This window comes from Pseudoalteromonas shioyasakiensis (assembly GCF_024518675.1).
Taxonomy (GTDB): Bacteria; Pseudomonadota; Gammaproteobacteria; order Enterobacterales; family Alteromonadaceae; genus Pseudoalteromonas; species Pseudoalteromonas shioyasakiensis_B.
On the sequence record NZ_JANIGL010000001.1, the window covers coordinates 781,319 to 804,852 of the forward strand.

A 23,534-nucleotide genomic window follows, 5' to 3' on the forward strand; every position below is an offset into this window, starting at 1 on the left:
AAACATAGTTGGCTAAAATGTTTAGGAAACCAAGCACAGTCAATAGTGCTTGTCCTTATTTAACAGTTTATTATATACATTTAATCAACAACTGTTGTAAATTTATGTTCACAAGATACGACCGCTGCGCATAAACCACTAAAAGCTAAAATGCAAAAAGAGGAAACTATTCCCCATACCGAAATCATAATTGCCGGTCCGCTACTTCTCGAAATTGTCATAGTAGCACCGTTGGCAAGTTCTGTAGTTCCACCTGGGCCAGCAAATGTAAGAAAAAGACCTATCAAAACACTGCTTATTGCTAAAACGTAACTTATAACACCAAGAGCGCGCGAGACGAAGAGTAAACTACTAAGGTTTTTAGTTTTTATTTTTGAATATGGATAAAATTTCATATTATTCCTTTAATTTAAAATTGATTATAACGATTGCATTCATTGGGTTATCTGCTGAATGCTTTGTAATATGCACTTTAATTGTGCTTTTGTTTAACAGTAGAAAGGATAAGGCTATCAATTTCGTTATTCACAGCGCCAATGCTACTATTATTTAATATTACATAACCAAAGTTTAGGTCAGTAATAGAACGTGATAGCGAGACCCAACCTCTATTGAAACCAGCAAACCCGAGACTATTATTTTCTGCGTCGACAACATAGCTCATACTCCAGCGCCCGTTAGTATTCAAAGCTGGCTTTATCATCAATTCAATTAGTTTTTCTGGCAATATATTTACACCATTATAATGCCCCTCGTTGTCGCGCAATACTGCCATATTGAAGCGGGCTAAATCTATAGGCGTTGTGTGTAAACCTGCTGCTGCTTTTTCATTAAAGTACACCATACCTGTAACTTTGCCAGTTTCGTCGTAAGGTGTTGCCGATTTATTCATTACTTTTTTAGTAATGTTGAAAGTAGAATCTCTCATATTTAGCGGTTCGAACACGTTTTGCTGGATATAGTCTTCAAATGCCATGCCTGATACATCTTCAATTAAAAGTTGTACCACTGAATACCCACCACCAGAATAAGACCACTTTGTATCGGGCTCATGGATAAGTTCAACGAGTCCAGCACCATTGTTATCACCATTTAGTGAATCAACAATAGATGATAACTTTTCGCGAGAGTCCCATCCAACATATGGACCCAGTGACAAACCTGAAGTGTGAGATAGGATATTTCTTAACGTTACTTTTTTTACGTTAAACTTAGAATTAGGAACTTGCCATCGTTTGAGATATTGATTAATTGGCGCATCTAAATCAACTTTACCTTGGGCTACAAGTTGCATTGCTCCCCACGCAGTAATTAGCTTAGAGATAGAACCTACGTTAAACATTGTGCTTGGGGTAATTTCTGCTTCAGTTGCTATGTCGGCAAAACCATAGGAGCGAAATTCAATGATTCTATTTCCATTGACAAAAGCAAGTGCGACACCAGGGGCATTGTATTTATCTAAAATCTTAGGAACACCATCTTGCAAGCGCCTTGTGAGCTCTGACACATCAGTAACTTCATCGGCAGCAACAAAACTGGCTAAAACGATTGCAGGTATTATCAATATAGATTTAATCATGACTTTCCTTATGCGTATCGCCCGCCGTAAGCGGACGAAAAAATTGGCTATAATCGTGCAACGAAGCGAAACTCAGCCAACTATTTGAGTTCCGGATTTACAGCCTTTTTGAGTGTTCGACTCAGCAATTTTTTGCTTCAAAAACTCTATTAACAAGCCACCCTAGACATTGAAAAGATCAAAGCCAACAGACTCAAAACCATCCCCAGCTTTTCAACAACCTTACCGAGGTTATTGTTCAAAAAGCTAAACTCATTTTACAGGTTATAAATTAGCTGACTGAACCGAAGATCTGCATCGTCTTCTCACAAGGAGTAAATCAAACCAAGTAATTCATCTAATCTTTCGGGATCACGCAACTTCTTTCTCCTGAAATACTGACCCCAGATAAGAGGCTGATAATAGTTTGCTAAAATGTGAAGCGAAGCGGAACCGAGCAAACTGTTATTAGTCCCGTTACTTAATGCGCTTGTTAGTAAGTTTGAACACGATAACTATTTGTCATCTTTTTTAGAGTCTTCTTTTTTTGCATACTAACCCCTATAGCAATACCTAACGCTATTCCAACGGCCAACCCCACACCTATATTACCCATTGAAGTTCCAATAGCTAAGCCGACACCAACACCAAGAGCTATGCCAGCACCAACTTTATTTGATTTAGTTTTGTCTTTTTTATCTGATGACATTTTATAACTCCAGAGTGTGAATTAAGCTCAGTACTTTTAAAACTGACTAACGCCGCGCTCTGCGGAAATTTATGAGCGTCAGCGAGTAAATTTTCCGTAGCAGCGCCTTGTTATATTTCACTTTCCTTTTGCTCGCGAGATGACACCCATCATGGAGTGAGAAAACTGGCCAGCTTCAGCTTTTTCGCCGAGCTTATCTGATATATATTTACTTGCAGCTGCGGCTCCACCAAGGGGAAGTAACGCACCTAAGAAAGGAGCTAAAACTGGGAACATTGTTACACCTAATGTACCACCAGCAATTAAAGCTGTGTATTTATGCTTTGCTTGATATTTATCATTAAATAATGAAACTTGCTTCTCATGTTTCGATATTGCCCTTTCAATATGGGAGCACACTTCGGCAGCAACATACCCTAAATCTTCGAGCTTAGCATTAGGTAAGCTGTTAACTAAATCTCTTAACTCTCGCCTAAACTCAACATTTTCATCTGTCTTTCTCAATGCCACGAGTTGCGAATCTTCAATATTAGCTAAATAATCAAGTCTTTTAGATGTAAGAGACTGTAAAATTGCTGATGTAGATGGGTCAAATGACGCAACTTCACTAGTAGATACATTCTTCATGTTTGCAATAAGCTGGTAATAATGCGCCTGCGCATTAACACACAGAAACGGATGACTCCTAAGTTCATCTGAATTTTCTAGTAAATGATAATTTGGCATAATACGTTCAAAGATCGCATTAGTTACAACACTTGCATCACCATTCGAAAACAACTCATTACACCAATCTTCTGACCTCCACTGCCTCATTTCAGCTTTGTAATTTTCTAATTCTACTTTCACAGACTCCCCCGGTTCTGAACCCGGAGAGACAAAAAGTCTTGCCTCTTCTATTTTTTGAAAGTATTTATCAGGATGATTTGTAGCGAACTCCATTATATCTTGAGGATGTGCTATGCCTGAATCGACATAATGTGAAAACACATCGGTGATAAGTTGAACACTATTTTCTTGCGTTTGTGGATCGTGTTCTTCAAGTGATTTCTCAAAGCTTGGAAATACAATAAATGGCGGTAGATCAAACTCATCACCCTTAATGTCAGATAAATGCAATATGAAAAAAGCCATTTGAAGGGGTATAACATGATTGAACTGTTCTTCATCACGTTTTTTCTCTAACCACGGCATAATAGGGTCTGGAATTAAAACTGTATCGGAATAGAGGAGTGATTTACGTGTAGCATTTAACTGTGTCTGTAAGAAGCGGCTGCTCCCACCCAAGTTAAGTTTGCATGCATCTAATTCCTTGGCTGCACTAAAAGCTTTTCCACCTTCTTCCGAATAAAGTTTCTTTAATTCTTTTTCGAGAGTTGAAAATGCCACCATAGACTTTTCAGCTCTGCTAGGGTTTGCTTTTAAAGTAGCAGCCATTCCTTGGATTGATTCAGAGAAACTATCCAATGGTGAAAAGTCACGTGGCAGGCAGCCTGTGACGCTGAGGAAAAACTCGGTTAAAATCTCAAAATATCTATCTTGATAAATAATTAAATCGTGCAATTCCTGCTGACTCACTTAAAGACTCCGTTAAATATAACGAGCCTGTAGATTAACTCGTTTTTTAATTTATTTTTATTGATTCATTAACCATAGCCGAGTTCCTATTTTGATTCAATCGGTTACTTCGATTTTATATAAAATATAAAAGAGAATTTGCTGTTTGCTTTAGTTAGTGTTTTGGAAGGTATGACAGGTGTTTAAGTGGCTTATTTCGAGAGGTAGTAGCTTACCTTTTTTAATGCATCGTGTTTTCACGTATCAATATTAGCCTTCAAGTTCACCCTCATTTACTTCTCATTCATTTCTCTTTGTGCAAAAGATCTTTAATTGAATTATTCACAAAGAGGTTCAGAGACGCTGCGCTTAAGAGTAATACAGATTCTAGGCCCAGATATATTCACTCGGTTAAAATACTATTACCTAACAGCCACGCTTATCAACTAACGGTAGATTTAGATCACTGGATCTGTAGGCAGTGACTATTTAGCCTCACAAAGTTTAGCGTCATTGAGAGATAGTTGGGCATTCACTTTCGTTTGTCCGCGTAAGGTTAATTTGTTCAGTGAAATAGATAGGAATGAATTTATTTTGGTAGGATAAGTCGGGCTTGACTCCTTACCTAATGAAAGAGCCATAACAATTTACCGTGGGTGAATAATACCTATTAGATCACAGTAACCCAGTTGATTAAAGGTTAAAAAGCGAACAGTAATAAATAGTAGGGCAAGTTCCTAAAAAGAGTAACTCTACAGCCTCAACGCCCCAACAAGGGGCTGATAATGCTTGGCTAAACTTGTGTAAGGAAGCGGAATTGAGCCAAGCTTTAGTAGTCCCGCCTTAATTGGCTTGTTATATCTCGACTTTCCTAGTGTAGTGATCAAAGGCTGTTACCTTGTTATAACCACTGCTCTCATAAAGGGATTTAGCCGCAAAATTATCAATAGCTGTTGCAAGCTTCAAGTTACCAAACCCATTATTTAACGCAAAATCATACGCAGCATCAAGTAAGCCTTTTCCTATACCTGATTTTCGTGCGGTAGAAAGAACAAATAAATCATTTAAGTAAAGCATTGGTTTCATTGCTACTGATGAAAAGGCTGGGTAGAGTTGAGTAAAGCCAGTAGGTAAATTTTCGGATGATAAAGCGAATAAAATTATAGAGTCTTTTGACTTTAGTCTACTCTCAATAAACTCTTTAGCTGCGCTGATATCTGATTCTTGTCCGTAAAATTGACGATAAAGATCAAATAGTTCGGAAACTGAATCAAGATTTTTTATACTAGCTTGGATAATTTTCACGAATCTTCCTTGAGAGATATAACAGCGTATTACCAAGAATACCGATAAACACTTTCTAGTGATTACCCTATTCTACGTAAATACACTTTAAAATTTATAATAGTATTATTAACTTACTAACTTATTAGGAAGATAGCAACAAAAATTAGTTCCTCTCATAGCGAGAATTTTAGTTACAATGAGCCCAATTGATAAAGCCTTAACGTAAAAAACCACGGCTGCTAACCGTGGCTTTTTGATTTTACGCGTTAAACAAACTTACTTTAGTGCTTTTTCAACCACTGGGTAGTGATCCCATACGTGTTTGTCGCTTAAAGAACGAACCAGTTTAACGTACTCTGCGTGTGTCCATGCAAGTGGTGTGGCAGAGTTAGTGCCCTCGCCAAGTTGATAGCCTGCTTTGTTATTGCCTACGCCATCCCATACTTGCTCTGGGAGCATCATGCCTTCGTTAGCAAACTGCTCTAGGCCTTTTACATAGGTGTTTTTAATCGCTTGCTGCTTGTCTGCGTTTAATGATTGCGTGGCATTTGCGGCGGCAATTTCATAGTGGCCGCGCTCTCCGGTGAAAAACGGCCAAACACGTCCACGTTGTCCTGGGGTATTTTGCCCGCCTTCGCCGTAGTTAGTCCCCGTGACTTCATCTTCACCGTAACCGTCGTTACCATAACGGCGGTAGCCTGGGAATGAACCACTGCCATCACTAAACTGATAGCTGTATTTAACTTGTAAGTTATCGACTAACGTTTCGTCATCATACTCTGGTAAAGTTTTTACAATGCTTGGGGCGAGTGCATCGCGCACGCCGTATCGTACTAGCTCTAAAAAGCCGCCATCTAAAATTTGCTTTTTATTAAAACCTTCACGACCATTATTAGCATTAATTTTAGTGTTTGAATTAGCATCTTTGTCTTGGCCTATACGAATAAAATACTCACCATCTGAATTGCTGGATTCTAAATTACCTGTTGTGGTGAACATGATGCTTTCAATATCGCTGTTATATTTTTTTGCTGTTGCTAGGTAGCGTTTGGCGTTTTTATCGTCGCCTGCTAATGTGGCTATGTCTGCTGCAGTGATAAGGCCTGCAACAACAGCTGCCGTTGTTGAAGGCGAGTAACCTTCTTGCTCTTCCCAGCGCTCTTGCTGTGTGGCAGGCGGCGTAATTTGCATGTCGTTCCACAAAATTTTAGCACGGCCACCATCAACTAAAAAATCAGCAGCCGGTTTTAACATCCGGCCATACCAATCAGTTAGCTCTGCATCTGTTAATACATTCGCTTGATGTAGTTTCCACGCTAGCATAATTGGCATCGCAGTTTGGTCAAGCTGTACGCCTACCCATTCAAGTTCACCGTCTACATGTGTTTTTTGTAAAAACCAGCCTGTGTCACCATTATTACCTGGTGTATTAGCGTTTACTTGTACTTTTTCAAGGTATTCGAATGCCGTTTTTGCCGTGGCAGTATCGCCCATTGCCATAAACGCCATCGCCACTTGGTAAAAGTCGCGTACCCATACGGCTTTGTAACCAGTTGAACCTGTTTTAGCTGAAACCGTTTCTCCCCACGGGTTTGATAACGATGCAATCAAGGCACCTGCATGAGTTTTGTCTTCTTGTGCTTTTAATACCATGGCGCTGGTGTAAAGCAATTTGCCGTTATCAGCTGTTTGCGCTGTCATGCTGTTAAGCGGCGCAAGGCTTTGTAGATAATCTTGCCAGCCTAATGCTGCACCTTTACCGTTATAGTTATCAAGTACTTGTTGATAGCCACGGTTTAAACTTGCTTGGCCTTCTTTAAAGCTTGCCTGTTCACTGTTGCCAAAGCTAAGGGTTAAGTCAAATTGACTGTTTTTGCTAATTACCCCCAACTCTGCCAGTAGGCTCACATTACCTGATTGCTCACCGGTGTTGGTATAAACATTGTTTAGTTGCTGTGAGGTTTTAAGCTCATTTAGGCCATCGCTCTTGCCCGTAAAACCAACGCTAGTTTGTTTAAACGGTTTTGCGCCTTGCAGTGATAAGTAATTATCGCCTTGCCATGCGACTAACCCTTGCTCAGTGGTTTTAGCAAAGTCATCAAGCCCGTTGTTATCAATATACGGGTTCACTGTGACGTAGGCTTTGACATCTTTAAGGTCAGTATTAAAGATACTACGAACAAATAAGCTTTGCCCGTCTGGATCGGTAAAAATGTGTTTTTCTAAACTAAAGCGACCTTGTTTATCACGGCTTGTTACTTTGTAAGCTAATGATAATGGCCGACCTTGAGAGTCTTTGTATAAATAATCAATTGTTACATCAAGGTCGTCGGCTTCGGTTACGGTAAAGTCTTTGCCGACCACCACAAACTGCATGTCTTTAATTTGCGCTTGGTGAATAAGGCCAAACATGGTTTCGGTGATCATGCCTTTGGCAATCGAAAACCATACTTTTGATACAGGGCCTGTTGCGGCATTGTCGCTATAAGCCCCCTGTTGGTATTGCTCAAATGACGTACCAATTCCTGTTTTACCTGAGTATGCCCAAAATGGCTCTGCGCCTGGTGCCCCCGGTGCGCTTAGTTGCTCGGTAACTTGCGTATTATTAATCGCTTGCTCTGAGCTACATGCCGTTAGCCCAAGCATAAATAAACTTGCGGTAATGATGTTGTATTTTTTCATGTTTAACCCTTAATTCTTTTTTATTAGTCATTAACTGTGCAAAGCAAGTCGCTATTGCGTATGTTTAACGCGCAATACTGCAACTGCTGCAAGTATCCACGACACTGCGCCCAGTACTAATGCGTAAATAGGTTGGTTTTCAAAAAAGTGACGTAAAATGAGGCCCAGTACACTGGCTGCGAGTAATTGCGGGATCACGATAAAAAAGTTAAATATTCCCATATACACGCCCATTTTTTTACTCGGTACTGATGAGCTCAACATGGCATAAGGCAGCGATAAAATAGACGCCCACGCAAAGCCCACGCCGATCATCGGCCAGATCAATAAACTTGGATCTTTTATAAAAATAAAACTCGCTAGGCCTAAGGCACCTAATACTAGGTTGATGGCATGTGCTAACTTTAAGCCTAAACGCTTTACGATGAGCGGAATACATAACGCAGCCAATGCTGCAAAGCCGTTATAGGCTGCAAATAAAATACCCACCCAATCAGCGCCATCATTATAAGCAAGGGAGCTGGTATCACTGCTGCCATAATGAAAGCTGGTTACCGCTGAAGTGGTATAAATCCACATTGCAAATAAGGTAAACCAACTAAAGAACTGCACCCAAGCAAGCTGTTTCATGGCCTCTGGCATGATAAATACATCATTTAATACTTGGTAAAAGCCATTTTGTGTTTTGTTTTGTCGTTGTAATTGCCCAGCAATAAATTGGATTACACCAAAACAGGTGAGGCCAGCGGACAGTAAATAAAGTTCTTTCTCAAGTGAAAGACTTAGCACCAACACTAAAATAGCTAAGCCCAGTAACGTAAAGACTATGGCACCTTTATTGAAATTAACGGGTTTGTTGGCAGTGCTTGTTGTTGCTTGTTCAACATGATCATTAAACGCTTCAAGCTGCTCTGGTGAGTATTCTTTTGTGGTAAACACGGTCCAAAATACCGCAACAATTAACACTACAGCACCAAAGTAAAATGAGAACTTCACTGAATCAGGAATTTGCCCAACTGGCGCAGTGTTAGAAATATCAAACCAGTTTGTCATCATCCAAGGTAACGCAGAGGCCACCACTGAGCTTACACCTATAAAAAAGCTTTGCATGGCGTAACCTGTGGCGCGTTGCTTTGTTGGCAGGTTGTCGCTCACTAATGCTCTAAATGGTTCCATTGTGACATTGATAGAAGCATCCATAATCCACAACATGCCCGCTGCAATCCATAAAGTAGGTGAATTAGGCATAATAAACAGCGCGAGCGTGGTTAAAATTGCGCCATAAAAAAAGAACGGGCGACGACGGCCTAGTTTGCACCATGTTTTGTCGCTCCAGTAACCAATAATAGGTTGTACAATTAAACCTGTTAGTGGTGCTGCAATCCATAAAATTGGAATGTCATCAATATTTGCACCTAAGGTTTGAAAAATACGGCTAACGTTACCGTTTTGCAGCGCAAAACCAAATTGAATGCCTAAGAAGCCAAAGCACATGTTCCATATTTGCCAAAAGCTTAAGGTTGGTTTGTTATCTCTCATTGTCTGCTCCAGTAGTCAGTACAGCACTGCTAAGCGCATTTAAAGTTAAGCTTATTTGGGCTTGCTCTGGGGTGATGGTAAGCACCGCGGTTTGATTCGCTTCAAGTAAGTCGTGTAGATTTATTTCTTGCTGAGTTTTATCAACAAGTGTGCTTGTAGGGATCTCAATATTGACCGTTGTTTGTGCTTGCGCAAAATTACTAACCACCCATAAGTGCTGTTGACCTATGCTACGGCTAAAAGCGGCAACCTGTTCGCTGCCTGTCACAGTCAGTGGCTGCATGTCACCGGCGACAATCGCAGGGTATTTACTCAATGCCATCACTGATTTGTAGTATTGACGTAATTGGCTTTGCTCTTTAGTTAATGCACCGCCATCAAACTTGCCGTTATTCATCCACGCTTGGTGCGCGGGTACGCCTATGTAATCAAAAATACTGGTACGAGTCGGTTGACCAAAGCCCGCATCTTCTGAGCCATCTTCACCAACATCTTGAGCAAAATATAGCAGTGTTGGCGAGCGGCTGATCAGGTTTGATACCACCAACGCTGGCTTACCTTTAGCTGCGTCACCGGCAAAATCAGGGCTGGCGATACGTTGTTCGTCATGGTTTTCTAAAAAATGCAGCATGTGCTGTTCAATATCAGCAACCTCGTTCTGCGGTGCAAAAATGCTATCAGCGGTTTGCTTACCCTGCATAACCCCTTTTAACGTGTCGTAAAAGCCGACTTTGTCGTACAGGTAATCCATCTTGCCTTGAAAAATATAAGGGCGATATAAATTAGGGTTGTACACCTCGGCTAACAAGAATGCGTCTGGCTTTTGCATTTTTATTGAAGAATTTAAAAAGCTCCAAAATTCTACTGGTACCATTTCTGCCATATCATAGCGAAAACCATCTACGCCTTTATCAAGCCAGTAAAGCGCGATATCACGAAATTTATACCAGCTGTTAGGTAAGTCTTTATCTTGCCAAAACTCAAAGTGTGCACGTAAGTCTTTGTTGGCATAATCGCTTGGTAACGTTGGGAAGTCGTAACTGCCATCCGGTTTTACCCCATAATTTACCTTTACTGTTTCGTACCAATCGTTTATGTCAGGCTTTGCAGCACGTGCGCCGTTGCCGGTCCATTTAGCAGGTGTTTCGTCAAAGAGGTTATCGGCTAATGGATGGCCACTGCCACCGAGTACTTGATAGCCTTCGCTGGTTGGCACTTGAAACGACTGCCCTGTTACATAATAAAAGTTATTGTCGCGAGCATACTCAACACTGGTGTCATCTTGTTCACCAAAATCCTGTACCCCAGCAGGTTTTGCTGTCGATTCATAATGCCGTGCTACATGGTTCGGCACAATATCAATAATGACTTTCATACCATGTTGATGTGTACGCTCTATCAGTGCTGAAAACTCTTCTAATCGGCGCTCTGGGTTAATCGCTAAGTCTGGATTTACGTCGTAATAATCTTTTATCGCATAAGGAGAACCTGCACGCCCTTTAACAACATCAGGGTCATCTTGGCTAATACCATATTGGCTGTAATCGCCAACCAGTGCATGGTGCAACACGCCGGTATACCAAATGTGGGTGGTGCCAAGCTCTTTAATACCCGCAAGTGCTGCGTCGTTGAAGTCACTAAATGTGCCCACCCCATTTTGCTGTTTCGTACCCCATGGCACATTGGCCGTTTGCGTATTACCAAATAGACGAGTAAACACTTGGTATACCACTGGCTTTGAATATTCATCTTGCTGTTTAGTTGCTTGCTGCTCATCTACCTTTGTGTCACTGGGCTGTGAACATGCTGCTAAAAGCAAACTGGTAGCAATAAACAACGAGCTGTATTTGATTGAGCGAATTGTGGTTTTGTTTGTTGTCATAATCTTCTTACTTGATAAACGGTTTAATTAACTGTAATTGAACCGTCATTTTTATTATAGCTATGATACTAATGTGAACAGCGGCTGACTGACAGTCGCTGCATACGTATTCACATTATTCAATTACCAATACAGTCGCACTCATGGCCGGTAAACTAAGCGGTTTAGTTAACGTGACTGGCTGTTTAGTAAATAGCTTGGTCGCATTTTTATGGCTGCCTACCACCTCGTTCATGTAATCCAGCGACCAGTTTTTTACTGTGGTATTTTTATTTAAAAACACCAATATACTTTGCTGTTCGCTAATGCGAGCATAGCTGTAAATCCCCTCTTTTGGGCTAAAGTGGGTAAGTTTACCTTGCGCGATGGCTGGGCTGTTTTGTCTAAAGTTAAGCAGTGTCTTAATCGTTTGCTGCATCTGAACTTGATCATCCGTTAACCCTTGGCCTGTGAATGCGTTACTTTTTTGCCCAGCGAAACCACCAGGAAAATCAATGCGTATATCTCCATGATCGTTACTGCCGGTGTTATCAAGTAGCACTTCGGTGCCGTAGTACATTTGCGCTATACCACGGGTTGTGAGTAGCATTGTCATGGCCATTTTTGTTTTGGCTAAGTCTTGATTTAGCTCAGTGTATACACGGCTCATATCGTGATTATCAGCAAACACTAATAAGTTGTCTGGGTTTGGGTATAAAAAGTCATTCGCCAGTGACTCATACACTTTGACCCAACCCGTATTCCAGCTTTCCTCTTCATTTAACGCTTGGATCAATGCCTCTTGCAATGAAAAGTCCATCACACTGGGCAGGCTTGATGTGTAGCCATCGCTGTTAACTTTTCCTGCTTGCCAATATGAGGCAATCGCAGGGTTTGAGGTCCATTCTTCGCCGACGATATTGAAGTTCGGGTACTCCGTCATGATGGCTTTAGTCCAATCAGCTAAAAAGTTTTTATCTGAATAAGAGTATGTGTCAACACGAATACCGCTTAAATCGGCGTATTCAATCCACCAAATCGCATTTTGAATTAAGTAAGTGGCTAACAAAGGTTGACGCTGGTTTAAGTCAGGCATAGTCGAGACAAACCAGCCATCACTAAATTGTCGCTTATCAAACTCACTGGCGTGCGGGTCTTGAATTGTTTGTCTTGCATGGCTGGTCGCATTTTTACCGGCAGCAAACTCACCGTTAAAGTTCACCCAATCAGCAGTCGGCTTATCCTTCATCCATACATGCTCTGAACCAAAATGGTTCAGTACTAAATCCATCACCAACCCTATGCCATGCTGTTTAGCCACTGACGATAGCTCACGGTACAACTCATTTGAACCCATGCGTGGGTCTATGTTGTAAAAGTCTGTAATGGCATAACCATGATATGAATAGCTCGGCATGTTGTTTTCAAGTGGCGGGGTTAACCAAAGCTGTGTGACGCCTAATTCATCTAGGTAAGGTACTGCATTGATAATACCCTGAATATCGCCACCATGACGCCCGCCTCGCTCACTTGGATTAACGCCTTCTTTCATCTCTGCAACCGTGTCGTTGCTGCTATCGCCATTAGCAAATCTATCTGGGTTAATTAAATAAATGGTATCGCTACTATCAAAGCCTTGACGGTTCGCACTGTGTTTAGTTCGTGCCAACAGTGAGTATTCAAACTGCTCACCTGCTTGATTTTTAAAAAGTAACTTGCCCGGTTTAGCACTTGGGCTAATCTCAAGATTTATAAATGCGTAATTGGTATTATCGGTCTTGGTAATACTTTTAAGCGTAACGCCTTGGTATGGCACGAGTTGCCACTGTTGTTTTGCTACTTCAGTTTCATGCAACATGATTTGAAATGAGCTGTTTTGCATACCTACCCACCAATTTTGTGGTGATACAGACATCGCATTAACTGTTAACGTTGAAGCTAAGCAAGCCGTCAATAACGTGCCAACTAAAAGTGTGTGAATGAGCTTTTTCATTTTATTGTTTCATCCTGTGTAAAAATTCACTGTGGGTCGGCAATTGATTTACTGTGCCATCAATTAACGTTTTTAAATTTGTGAATAGCTCTGCTAGTTGTTCGTCGTTAAGGGCATTGGCCAAAGGATGAAAATCGTCTGCTTCGAGCCCTTGCCCTATCATAACTTGTTGCCAAGCAACCTCAGCAAACAGCTCGTCATCTTCACGTATAATTTTGCCTGTAACTGTAAATAAATCGATTTTCTTTTGTAGTGTGTCAGGAATACTCATTTGCTTACATTGGCGCCAGAATGCACTATCAGTGCGTTCGGTTAATTTGTAGTGCAAAATAATAAAGTCACGTATACGTTCCAGCTCTGTTTGGCTTTGTTGATTGAAGGTATCGACTAAGTTTGCATCAATTCCGTTATGCGGAAAAAGCTTAATTAAACGAATAGCTGCGGTTTGGATTAAATGAATACTGGTCGACTCTAATGGCTCCAAAAAACCACTTGATAAACCTATGGCTACTACATTTTTATGCCATTGCTTGCGACGGCGTCCGGTTTTAAAACGAATAACCCGTGGCTCTGTGATAGGCTCACCCGGTAGATTATCTAATAACTGTTGTTTTGCTTGTTCATCCGTCATATGGCGGCTTGAAAACACTAAGCCATTACCAATACGGTGCTGAAGTGGTATCTGCCACTGCCAACCTGCATCATGCGCAATAGAGCGAGTATAAGGCACGGGATCATTTGCACTTTTAGTTTGAACTGCAAGTGCGCTGTCACACAGTAGCCAATGTGACCAATCTTCAAAACCTGTATTCAGGGTTTGCTCAATCAACAAGGCATTCAACCCTGTACAATCAATAAATAGGTCACCTGATATTGACTGCCCATCATCAAGCTCTAAGGCGCGAACAAAACCGCTCTCTTCACATTGATGAACGTGCGCTATTTTACCCTCAATACGTTTAACGCCGCGTGAGGTTGAGAGCGATTTTAAAAATTCGCCATATAAGGTTGCATCAAAGTGGTAGGCATAATTTAAGCCCGTTAGTTGAGTATTAGGTATTTGTTTTAAATGCGTAAATTTATGCTGTTTCGCTGCTTGGTAATTGAGAGAGAAATCCCAAAAATCAGTTTTTGAGCCTTGCTGCTTTGCTCTTAACCAAAAATGGTAAAACTCACAAAACGGAAAGTCTTTACCTATATCGCCAAAAGCATGCATGTAGCTGTGATTTGGTGCTCGCCAGTTTTCAAACTCAATACCCAATTTAATGGTCGCTTGAGTGGCTTTAATAAACTCGCTTTCTGGTATACCCAATGCCGCATTAAGGTGAAGAATCGGCGGAATACTCGCCTCGCCTACGCCCACAGTACCTATTTGATCTGATTCAACAAGGGTAATATTAACGACTTTGCCGAGCACTTTATTAAGTAGCGCTGCGGTGATCCACCCAGCAGTACCGCCACCTGCTATTACCACGTCTTTTATTTGTTGTTTTTGCATCGCCCCTGCTCCACTTGCTTTTACTTAAGTGTAGTCGATATAAAAAAGCCCTTGTAAAACAAATCACAAGGGCCTTTCAACGCTAAAGAATGTTATAGCTTGTAACTAAAACCAAGTAAGAAAGTACGACCATAATCTTGGTAATCACGTACTTGTAAGTCACTATCACCTTGTAAAGATACAAATGGTTCTTCAGTGATATTCTGTACTTGGAAAGTGATACTTAAACCGTCAAGGCTTTCTACACCACCTTCACTAAAGTCATAACCAATTTGTGCATCCCAAATAGTCTCGCCTTTAATATCAACCTGAGTGGTTTCAAAACCTAAACCATATACATCACCTTTAAAGTCACTACGTTTACGCATACTGGTACGTGCCTGGAAGCCACTACGCTCATAATAAACTGTTAAGCTATCAATTTGATCTGATAGGCCTGGTAATTCATATTCATTACCATTTTGGTCTGTAATGTCTTGCTCCACACCTGTGTGGCTGGCAATCATACCAAAGCCTTCAAGTGACGGATGGAAAATATTAAATGGCAATGCCAGTGATAATTCATAACCCCATAGGTCGCCCTCACCACCATTCACTTTACCCGAGCCTGAACCTGTAGAATTTTCAGGGATCTCACCTGTAGATGGGTCAGCAATACCTGACATATCTACTTCGTAGCTACCATCAAAAATCCACTGGGTAATATCTTTGTAAAAGAATGCCGCCGCGAAATAACCTTCAGCGTTGAAGTAATTTTCGTAGCTCAGATCTAACCCTGTTGCTTCTTTTGGTTCTAAGTTTGGATTACCACCCGATACATTCCAATAGTTACCGTTTTCATCTGGCTGCTGATTGTATGTCGCATTAACTGATGAATTCATCTCATCTAAGCGAGCGCGTGAAATAGTTTTAGCTGCACCAAAACGAATAGTTTGGTCTTCATCAATCGCAAACGATAGGTTAATACTTGGCAAGAAGTGATTATAATCGTGACTTACATCCGTTGGCGTAACAACCACAAGCCCATCCACTGTATTTGCTGCAGAGCCTTGTGATGACTGTTTCGTTTGCACATAACGCGCACCAATATTACCAGTAACCGGAATAGAACCTAGTTCGGCATTAATATCAAGCTGAGCGAATACGGCTGTTACTTCTTCTTGTACTGTCCAAGATTGTGTTTTGTGTTTTTGATCAGTTAAGCTCTCTTGGAGTAAATCATAGTACCCATCGTTTACTAAACCATTGACATCATAAGCAATCATGTCGCCCATACCAATAAAGTCTAAACTGGCTGAACCTTCACGATATTGCTCAGGAACTGATAACATCCCTGGATTTGAAAGTGAAAAGTCCTTTAATGTCATGTAATAACCTTCTGACAGTTTAGACTTTTCACGGTCACGGTATGACATACCGAAACTTACTTTACTAAAATACTCACCTTCTAACATTTTACTTGCAGCAAGTTTTAATGTTGATAATTCATCACTAATTTCAGGCGCGTTGATAAAGCCATCTTGCGCTGTGTTTTCATATGGAGTGTCTGTGAGGCTATACTTGTCATTTAACGCAGCACTTGCGCCCCATGATAGAGGGCCGCCTAATTGAATTAAGTCATAATCGCTATAATCTAATTCATGAGTAAATTGCGCGCCAGTATTACCGCCATCAAATACATAGCCAATATTATCAGCCACGCCGTTAGCATCACCTCTACCAGTACCTGAATAGCTCTCAATACTCCAAATCTGACGCTCTACCTCTGAGCGGCTGACATCAAATTCAACAGACCAATCGTCACTGATATCATATTTAGTATTAAAGCCAAATTGAGTTAATTCAGCATTACGCTCTTCGTAGTCATTACGTACTACTACGCGCTGGCCTTCGGTCATTGCACTGGTAATAAAGCCTGTATCTGGGTCAACAGTGGCTGTGGCAGGATCAATTGTGCCTTGACCCCAAGCAAAAGGCACTTCAATTCCGCGTAGAATTTTTTCATCGCTAAAGTCAACATAAAGCGCATCAAATGTCATATTTAAGCGATCTGTTGGTGCGGCTTCAATCACAAGCATTGCAGAGTCACGTTCAAGGGTTGATGAACGCACAAATGGTTTAGCACCACCTAAAATTGAATATGTTTGATCATCATCACCAGTAAACTCAGGGTAGCCCCATGAGTTCCAACGCTTTTCTTGATTAGGAGAACTCATGGTATTGTAAGCAAATGCAACACCAATTGTATCATCTGCAAACTGGTCAATGTATGAAACAGTGCCGCGGAAACCTTGATCATCGCCATCAGGATTAAGTTTATCAAAACCTGTTTGCTCTAATTGACCATTAAACATGATCACACGCTCACCTTTACTTAACGGCTTAACAGTTTGCATGTCAATAACGCCGGCAATACCTTCGGCATCTAAGCTAGCACTTGGTGTTTTATATACGGTTACACCGCTCATAATTTCAGATGGGTATAGGTCAAACTCAACACCACGATTATCACCAATCGATACTTGCTCACGGCCATTAAAGGTTGTCGCACTTTCGTTTTCACTGAAACCACGTACACTCACGCGGCTGGCACGGCCATCTAAACGTTGTGCCGTTAAACCTGGTAGACGTGCGATTGATTCTGCAATTGAAGAATCTGGTAACTTACCGATATCTTCTGCAGAAATGGATTCAACCACTTCTGATGAAAAACGCTTCGTATTGATTGACTCTACGACGCTACCACGAAAGCCTTTAACTTCGATGACTTCAACGTCATTCTTCGCTGTTGCTTGCTCTTCTTGTGCGTGTGAAGCGAAACTGCTAATTCCTGCTGTTGCAAGTGCAATTGTTAATATACTTGGTTTGAACATAGACATGATGTTTTCCCGTTACCCATATTTTGTATTACCACCGTAATAATACCCTTGTGACAGAAGCGGTATTATTCGATAGCTGATTTTGTTGTCAGGATGAATATTAACGCTCGTTTTATTTTATTAACAACTTTATGCATACGTATTCAGGTTAGTGCAAAAACAGTTTTATTAACAAATTTATCACAAAATAATCAGCAACACTTTGTTTTTATAAGAATAAAAAATATAAATTGTAGTGCAACAGGGTTATCAATTTATTTTAGTCTAGTTAGCATGAATATTTTACCTAATTTGCCTGTAAGCACTTAATTTTCAACATGCCCACTAATCAAATAATGCCAATAAATTGCTCCTAAAAATCAAAGCCAATTGGTAAGACCATTGTGTTTTCGCACCAATAACTAGCAAAGCCTTTAAAAATCGCACCATAGTGGGCCATAAACAATGTTAATTTTTCTATATTGGCAATTGGTAAGTTTCACAAGCGAGTCATAAAACCATGTTAAATGGCTGAATTTCAGCTAGGTTGCCGTACTATTCTCAATCTATTTACCATGCATACGTATGCAGCCTTTTTACAGTGTTAGAGCCTTCACGTATGCTTTTTAAAAAATAACGTGGCGAAGTAACAGCCACAAATAAGATTGACGTAATCACTACGACTCAAAGTGGTGAAGCAGCACTGTCACGATGGAGAAAAACATGGCTCAGCAGCAATGGTATAAAGGTGCGGTTATATACCAAGTTTACCCGCGCAGTTTTCAAGATACCAATGGCGATGGAATTGGTGATTTAAAAGGGATCATCTCTCGAATTGACTATATTAAAAGTCTGGGTGTTGATGCAATTTGGATCTCACCATTTTTTAAGTCCCCAATGAAAGATTTTGGCTATGACATTAGTGATTATCGTGATATTGACCCACTCTTTGGTGATTTAGATGACTTTGATGAGTTAATTGGGCAAGCCCACCAGCGTGATATAAAAATTATCATTGATCAGGTGTTAAGTCATACCTCTGATCAACATCAGTGGTTCTTAGATAGTCGCGAAGATAAAAACAACGATAAAGCAGATTGGTATGTATGGGCAGATTCAAAGCCAGACGGTACGCAACCAAACAATTGGTTAAGTATTTTTGGTGGCCCAGCTTGGCAGTGGGAACCTCGCCGTGGCCAGTATTATTTACATAACTTTTTGACTGAGCAGCCCGATTTAAATTTCCATAACCCAAACGTGCGTAAAGCGGTGCTAGACAACGTTGAGTTTTGGCTGAAAAAAGGCGTGGACGGCTTCAGGCTCGATGCAATTAACTTTTGCTATCACGATGCACAGCTTCGTGACAACCCTGCAAAGCCACCTGAAAAACGCCAAGGCCGTGGTTTTAGTGAAGATAACCCTTATGCCTTCCAATATCATCACTTTAATAATACGCAGCCTGAAAACATAAGCTTTATGCAAGATATTCGTGCTTTGCTAAATAAATACCCTGGCACTGTGTCATTAGGTGAAATTTCCTCGGAAGACTCTCTGGCGACCATGGCTGAATACACATCAGGTGGTGATAAGCTACATATGGGGTATAGCTTTGAGCTACTGACCAATGACTACAGCAGCGAATATATTCGTACAACGGTTGAAACGTTAGAGCAGCGTATGACTGAAGGCTGGCCGTGTTGGGCTTTTAGTAACCATGACGTTGAACGCGTTGCGAGCCGCTGGAGCAGCGATAACAGTGTTAACCCGGCGCAGTGTAAAATGCTTAGCGCCCTATTAGCTTCACTACGCGGCAGTGTGTGCATGTACCAAGGTGAAGAGCTTGGACTGGGTGAGGCAAACGTTGCATTTGAAGACTTACAAGACCCATACGGAATTACTTTTTGGCCTAACTTTAAAGGCCGTGATGGTTGCCGTACCCCCATGCCTTGGCATAACGATAACTGCGAGCAAGCTGGGTTTTCACAAGCAAAACCTTGGTTGCCTGTTGATGCAAACCATAAACAACAGGCCGTTAATGAGCAAGACAGCAATACTGACTCTATTTTAAATGCATTTCGTGAGTTTATGGCTTGGCGTAAAACACAGCGCGTATTAATTGAAGGCGATATTGAATTTATCCAAACCGATGAGCCAATACTTGCGTTTTTTCGTCAGTTTGAAGGTAAAAAAATGCTTTGTGTATTTAACTTAGCCGCAAACACTGAAACCCTATTACTTGAGCAATCGATTGTTAAATCACACCAAGAATTAATGCATCACACCGGCTCTGTAACAGGCAACAACTTAACCCTGCCCGGTTTTGGTTGCTTTTACGCTGATGTGAATTAGTTTAGCGCTTAGCTGAATGTCCCTTAAATCAAAAGCCCTGATCAAATCAGGGCTTTTTTGTAAGTTTGCTACATACTCGGTACGAGCTTAATAGCACCCTGCTCAACCTTCATATCTAGCGGTAATTTACTCAATAAAGCGACTTTAGGATCGTTCATATTGAGCTTATATACAGGGTTAACGGCTAAAAACCCATTGATGACCTTCATCGCTTCATCATCAAGCACACCTAGATTGCCTTTAAAGCCCCCTGCATCAATCGATGAGTCGAGCAACTTTACATTTCGTAAAAATACCGCCTTTTGCTCACTATCATAAAAAGGAGCGCCTTCAATTTGTAACTTCAACCGCACAGGGTATTTAAGTGCAAACGCATTAATGATTGCGCTTGAGTCAGCACCAAGAACCACGACATCGCGGTTGTCTGGGCCAACATTTACACTTAAATCATTAACATCAAACTGAACCGGTAACCCCATCAACTTCACCTGCTCACTTAACTTAGGGAGCTGCTGATTTAATACAGACTCTATCTCACTATTAGTAAATGAATAAACTGAAACGCCATTTGTGGTATTACACGCCGATAAAAATAAGCAGCCAAGCAATAAAATATACTTCATGTTTTTTCCTTTCAAAAATAAAGCCGCATAAGTTGCGGCTTTATTTAACTTTATTTCGCCAAACTTTTATTGAGCAAAAACCGTTTTTAATCGCGTTAGTGTGTCAGCATCAACTGAACCTGCACTGAGCGCGAGTAATTGTTTTAAATAAAACTGTAAATCAGCTTGTTCGCCACGGTGTTTGTCATCAAGCATCGCCACTTGCTCAGCCATACGTTCACTGCCTGCGGGGCTATCTACGTTTGCCAATATCTCCATACGGATCAATAGCTGCTCAGTCATGAGCTTAGTGCTCGGATTTGCTTGCCATTGAGTCGGAATCGATTGGTGCTGTTCAAGTGCACTAAACAAAGCAGCAAAATCGGCTTTTTCTGCTTGCTCTGTTAACTCAGCAAGTTTTGCATCAATATTGCTTTGTAATGTATGCACTCTCGATGCAAGCTCTTTTGCGTGCGGTAAAGCAATAACTTTTGTTTTTAAATCAAGTAACTGTGCCTTTTGATTAACAGCAGGTAATGCCTCTTCTAACTCAACAAGTTGTTCGGCAATAATTGCATTATCGGCAGCTTGCTGCTCTTTGTGTTGTGCAAACTCCTCACTACGCTTAGCAAATGTTAAATCGTTAAATTGACGAAACTTCTGCCATAATGCGTTTTCAGCTTTCACACCGGCAAAGCCAACTTTTTGCCACTGCTGTTGCAGCTCTTTTAACTGCTGACACGCCGCGGCTAAATCATCTGCTTGGCTTAGTTGCTCAGCTTGCTCAACAAGCGCATTCTTTGCTGCACTATTGGCTTTATGAAACGCATTGAGTGCATTAAATACAGCTTGTTGATGCGGTTTGTATTGTGCTTGTAAAGCTCGGTAAACTTTTGGTTCAACGTTTCCGGCATTACGCCATGCTTTGTTAAGTCGATTATATTGGCTTTCAAACTCTTTCCAGTCAAAAGCGTCTATCTCTGTGTTTGTTTGTGCCAGTGTATTCATTTGCGCGATAACAGCTTCACGTTGCTGTTTGATTTGCTCTCGTTGTTGCTCTAGCTGCGCAAAATGCTCACGACATGGTGCAAACAAAAGCTCAATCTTTTCATCAAACTCTTTACCTTGCTGTTGCTCTTGCTCTGTGTCTAAACGACCCAGTTCATTCCAACGCCGGCGTAAAGTTTTAACTTCGCTAGCGCGTGCTTTTGCATCAGTACATGGCAATGCTAATTGGGCTGTAATCTCAGCCAGTAGCTCTTCTCGCTTAGGCGCAGAGGCATACTTTTGCCAGTCACGGGCATCGGCTAATTGCTGTTCAAGCTCTGCCTTAAGTTTATCAAGTTGCTGAGCATATGCAGGGGTGAGTGTATCGTAAAGCTCAATAAACCCTTTAAACACACCAAAAGCCACGTTAAAGCGACCCTGCTCAATTAAACGTTTAACATCACGTCCTTTACGGCTCGCTTGTTGTTTGCTTTTGCTTAACTGCGAACTCAACGGCTCTACTGCTTGTTGCCAAGCGCGTTTTTTCGCTTCTAGCTGGGCTTTAAATGGCCCCTGCAATGATGTTGGTAATTGTTTTAAAGGCGCATTCGCTGTTTTATATGCCAAGTCAAAATCGCGGCTGACTTGGTCGAAAGTGGTTTTATCGACTTCAGTTGGGATTTCGCTTAATTTTTCTAAAGCCTGCTTAAAATCACTTATAGCTTGTGTCAATTGTGGTAATTGTGCGACTTGCTTAAATAATTGAGTCAGCTTATTTACTACCGTGTTTTTTTGCTCACTCTCGCCAAGCTCACTTTGTGTGATTGCGGTTTTTGCTTGTTCTACTTTTGCATCAAGCCAATCTTGTTGAATTTGCTCAGGCGTTTCTAAGCCAAGTTGAAGTGCATTTTCAATTTCTTCGCTTAAAGCCTCAAGGTTCGCAATGGCTAAAACCTCTCGTTGCTTTTGCATTAATAGTGCATGCTGTTGCTCATGCTGCTCTTGAAGTTGAGCTAAGTGTGCCGCTAATTTAGCCGTAATAGATTGATACTTCTCATCTAAGCTTGCAACTTGCTCGGCACTTAACCATTTTAATTCCAAAGCTTGCCACTGAGCAGTCAATAGTGTGTTTTGCTCATTTACTTGTTCATAATCTTGCTTATCACGTAATGCGTTAAGCTTTGCTAAAATCACACGCGTGTCATTTTGTACTTGTACTGGCATTTCAGCTGCTAAACGCTCATTTTCTAGGTGCGCTTGCAATGCGGTTTTTGCTTCACCTTGGGCATGCTTAACTAAATTCTTTGCTAATTGTTGATTAATAACCAACTCAACAAGGTACTGCTGTAGTTCAGCGGTGCCTTCTTTAAAGGCTTTTTCAGTTAGCTTAGGGTTTGCTAAACGCTTTAATAGCTTAACTCTTACTTGTAGCTCTTTTTCTGCGAAAGCTAATTTTTCAAGCGTTTTAATCGGTGCAAAGCGTTCAATGTATTCGTTTTTTATATCGCTAGAAAGTGCTTGTTCATTGGCTAGTACCGCGTTATAAATATGCTGTTCAGCTAAATCTTTTAAGCTTTGATCTTGCTTATAGGCTTTCCACCAAAGTACTAAATCGTTTACTTTATTAAGTGCTTTTTTACGTATTTCGGCCGAATTATCATCCAGTGCCAGTGAACTTAAAATAGTTGCGTCACGCTCAACATCTAATTTTTCAATCGCCTCTAAACGAACTTGTTGTTTTGGGTGCTTCCACTTTGGGGTAAAAAGATGTTTAAAGATCATGTTCACTAAACCTTGCTATTTCGTTATCTGCGGTGAATTCTTTTTGTAGTTGTGCTTTGGTTTTTTGTACCATCTCGCCATTAGCGCCAATAGTGAATTGCTCATTCGACTGGGCTACTTTGGCTTGATAAAGCATAACTAATTGTACGGTTTGCTCTTTTTGCTCGTCACTTAATACTGTGCCATCCGGCCATTTGCCTGTTGCTGCACCGTACTGCAAACGTTCATACAATTCGGGGGTAATGCTATTTACAAGATTGTCGATGTTCATG

General features: G+C 41.0%; 15 protein-coding genes. 1 reads left to right on the forward strand and 14 read right to left on the reverse strand.

Annotated elements, in window-relative coordinates:
* Positions 1–80: 80 nt before the first annotated feature.
* From NQT69_RS03420 to NQT69_RS03470, 11 genes are all read right to left on the reverse strand, one after another.
* Positions 81–395 (reverse strand): hypothetical protein, encoded by a 315-nt coding sequence (locus tag NQT69_RS03420; protein ID WP_256826302.1) that lies wholly within the window; start codon positions 393–395, stop codon positions 81–83.
* Between the two features lie 77 nt (positions 396–472).
* Positions 473–1,579: a serine hydrolase domain-containing protein gene (locus NQT69_RS03425; RefSeq protein ID WP_256826303.1), complete on the reverse strand. Its 1,107-nt coding sequence runs from the start codon at positions 1,577–1,579 to the stop codon at positions 473–475.
* A gap of 472 nt (positions 1,580–2,051) precedes the next feature.
* On the reverse strand, positions 2,052–2,267 hold the full coding sequence (locus tag NQT69_RS03430; RefSeq protein ID WP_256826304.1) for a hypothetical protein: 216 nt from the start codon (positions 2,265–2,267) through the stop codon (positions 2,052–2,054).
* Between the two features lie 117 nt (positions 2,268–2,384).
* Positions 2,385–3,845: a hypothetical protein gene (locus NQT69_RS03435; protein WP_256826305.1), complete on the reverse strand. Its 1,461-nt coding sequence runs from the start codon at positions 3,843–3,845 to the stop codon at positions 2,385–2,387.
* An 834-nt stretch (positions 3,846–4,679) separates the two neighbouring features.
* Positions 4,680–5,129, reverse strand: coding sequence for a GNAT family N-acetyltransferase (locus NQT69_RS03440; protein ID WP_256826306.1), 450 nt, complete (start codon positions 5,127–5,129; stop codon positions 4,680–4,682).
* A gap of 258 nt (positions 5,130–5,387) precedes the next feature.
* On the reverse strand, positions 5,388–7,793 hold the full coding sequence (locus NQT69_RS03445; RefSeq protein ID WP_256826307.1) for a glycoside hydrolase family 15 protein: 2,406 nt from the start codon (positions 7,791–7,793) through the stop codon (positions 5,388–5,390).
* Between the two features lie 51 nt (positions 7,794–7,844).
* A complete protein-coding gene (locus tag NQT69_RS03450; RefSeq protein WP_256826308.1) occupies positions 7,845–9,332 on the reverse strand; it encodes an MFS transporter in 1,488 nt (495 codons plus the stop codon).
* Positions 9,322–11,214 carry an alpha-amylase family protein gene (locus tag NQT69_RS03455; protein ID WP_256826309.1) on the reverse strand — a complete coding sequence of 631 codons (1,893 nt, stop codon included), beginning with the start codon at positions 11,212–11,214 and terminating at the stop codon, positions 9,322–9,324. Before NQT69_RS03455 ends, NQT69_RS03450 begins: the two co-directional genes overlap by 11 nt.
* Before the next feature lie 115 nt (positions 11,215–11,329).
* A complete protein-coding gene (locus tag NQT69_RS03460) occupies positions 11,330–13,186 on the reverse strand; it encodes a glycoside hydrolase family 13 protein (RefSeq protein ID WP_256826310.1) in 1,857 nt (618 codons plus the stop codon).
* Position 13,187: 1 nt separating this feature from the next.
* Positions 13,188–14,684, reverse strand: a complete 1,497-nt coding sequence (locus tag NQT69_RS03465; RefSeq protein WP_256826311.1) for a tryptophan halogenase family protein — start codon at positions 14,682–14,684, stop codon at positions 13,188–13,190.
* Positions 14,685–14,776: 92 nt separating this feature from the next.
* Positions 14,777–17,563 (reverse strand): TonB-dependent receptor, encoded by a 2,787-nt coding sequence (locus NQT69_RS03470; RefSeq protein ID WP_256826312.1) that lies wholly within the window; start codon positions 17,561–17,563, stop codon positions 14,777–14,779.
* Between the two features lie 702 nt (positions 17,564–18,265).
* On the opposite strand from NQT69_RS03470, the gene NQT69_RS03475 reads away from it, so the two are divergent.
* On the forward strand, positions 18,266–19,891 hold the full coding sequence (locus NQT69_RS03475; protein ID WP_256826313.1) for an alpha-glucosidase family protein: 1,626 nt from the start codon (positions 18,266–18,268) through the stop codon (positions 19,889–19,891).
* A 68-nt stretch (positions 19,892–19,959) separates the two neighbouring features.
* On the opposite strand, the gene NQT69_RS03480 is transcribed toward NQT69_RS03475, so the two are convergent.
* The 3 genes from NQT69_RS03480 to NQT69_RS03490 all read right to left on the reverse strand — a co-directional run bounded on the left by NQT69_RS03480 (position 19,960) and on the right by NQT69_RS03490 (position 23,533).
* The gene (locus tag NQT69_RS03480) at positions 19,960–20,514 is read right to left on the reverse strand and encodes a DUF1439 domain-containing protein (protein WP_256826314.1); all 555 of its coding nucleotides are present in this window, start codon (positions 20,512–20,514) and stop codon (positions 19,960–19,962) included.
* Between the two features lie 66 nt (positions 20,515–20,580).
* Entirely contained in the window at positions 20,581–23,262 is a 2,682-nt protein-coding gene (locus tag NQT69_RS03485) for a DUF349 domain-containing protein (RefSeq protein ID WP_256826315.1), read from the reverse strand.
* Positions 23,252–23,533 (reverse strand): YeaC family protein, encoded by a 282-nt coding sequence (locus NQT69_RS03490; protein WP_256826316.1) that lies wholly within the window; start codon positions 23,531–23,533, stop codon positions 23,252–23,254. The genes NQT69_RS03485 and NQT69_RS03490 overlap by 11 nt, the downstream gene beginning before the upstream one ends.
* Position 23,534: the final 1 nt, after the last annotated feature.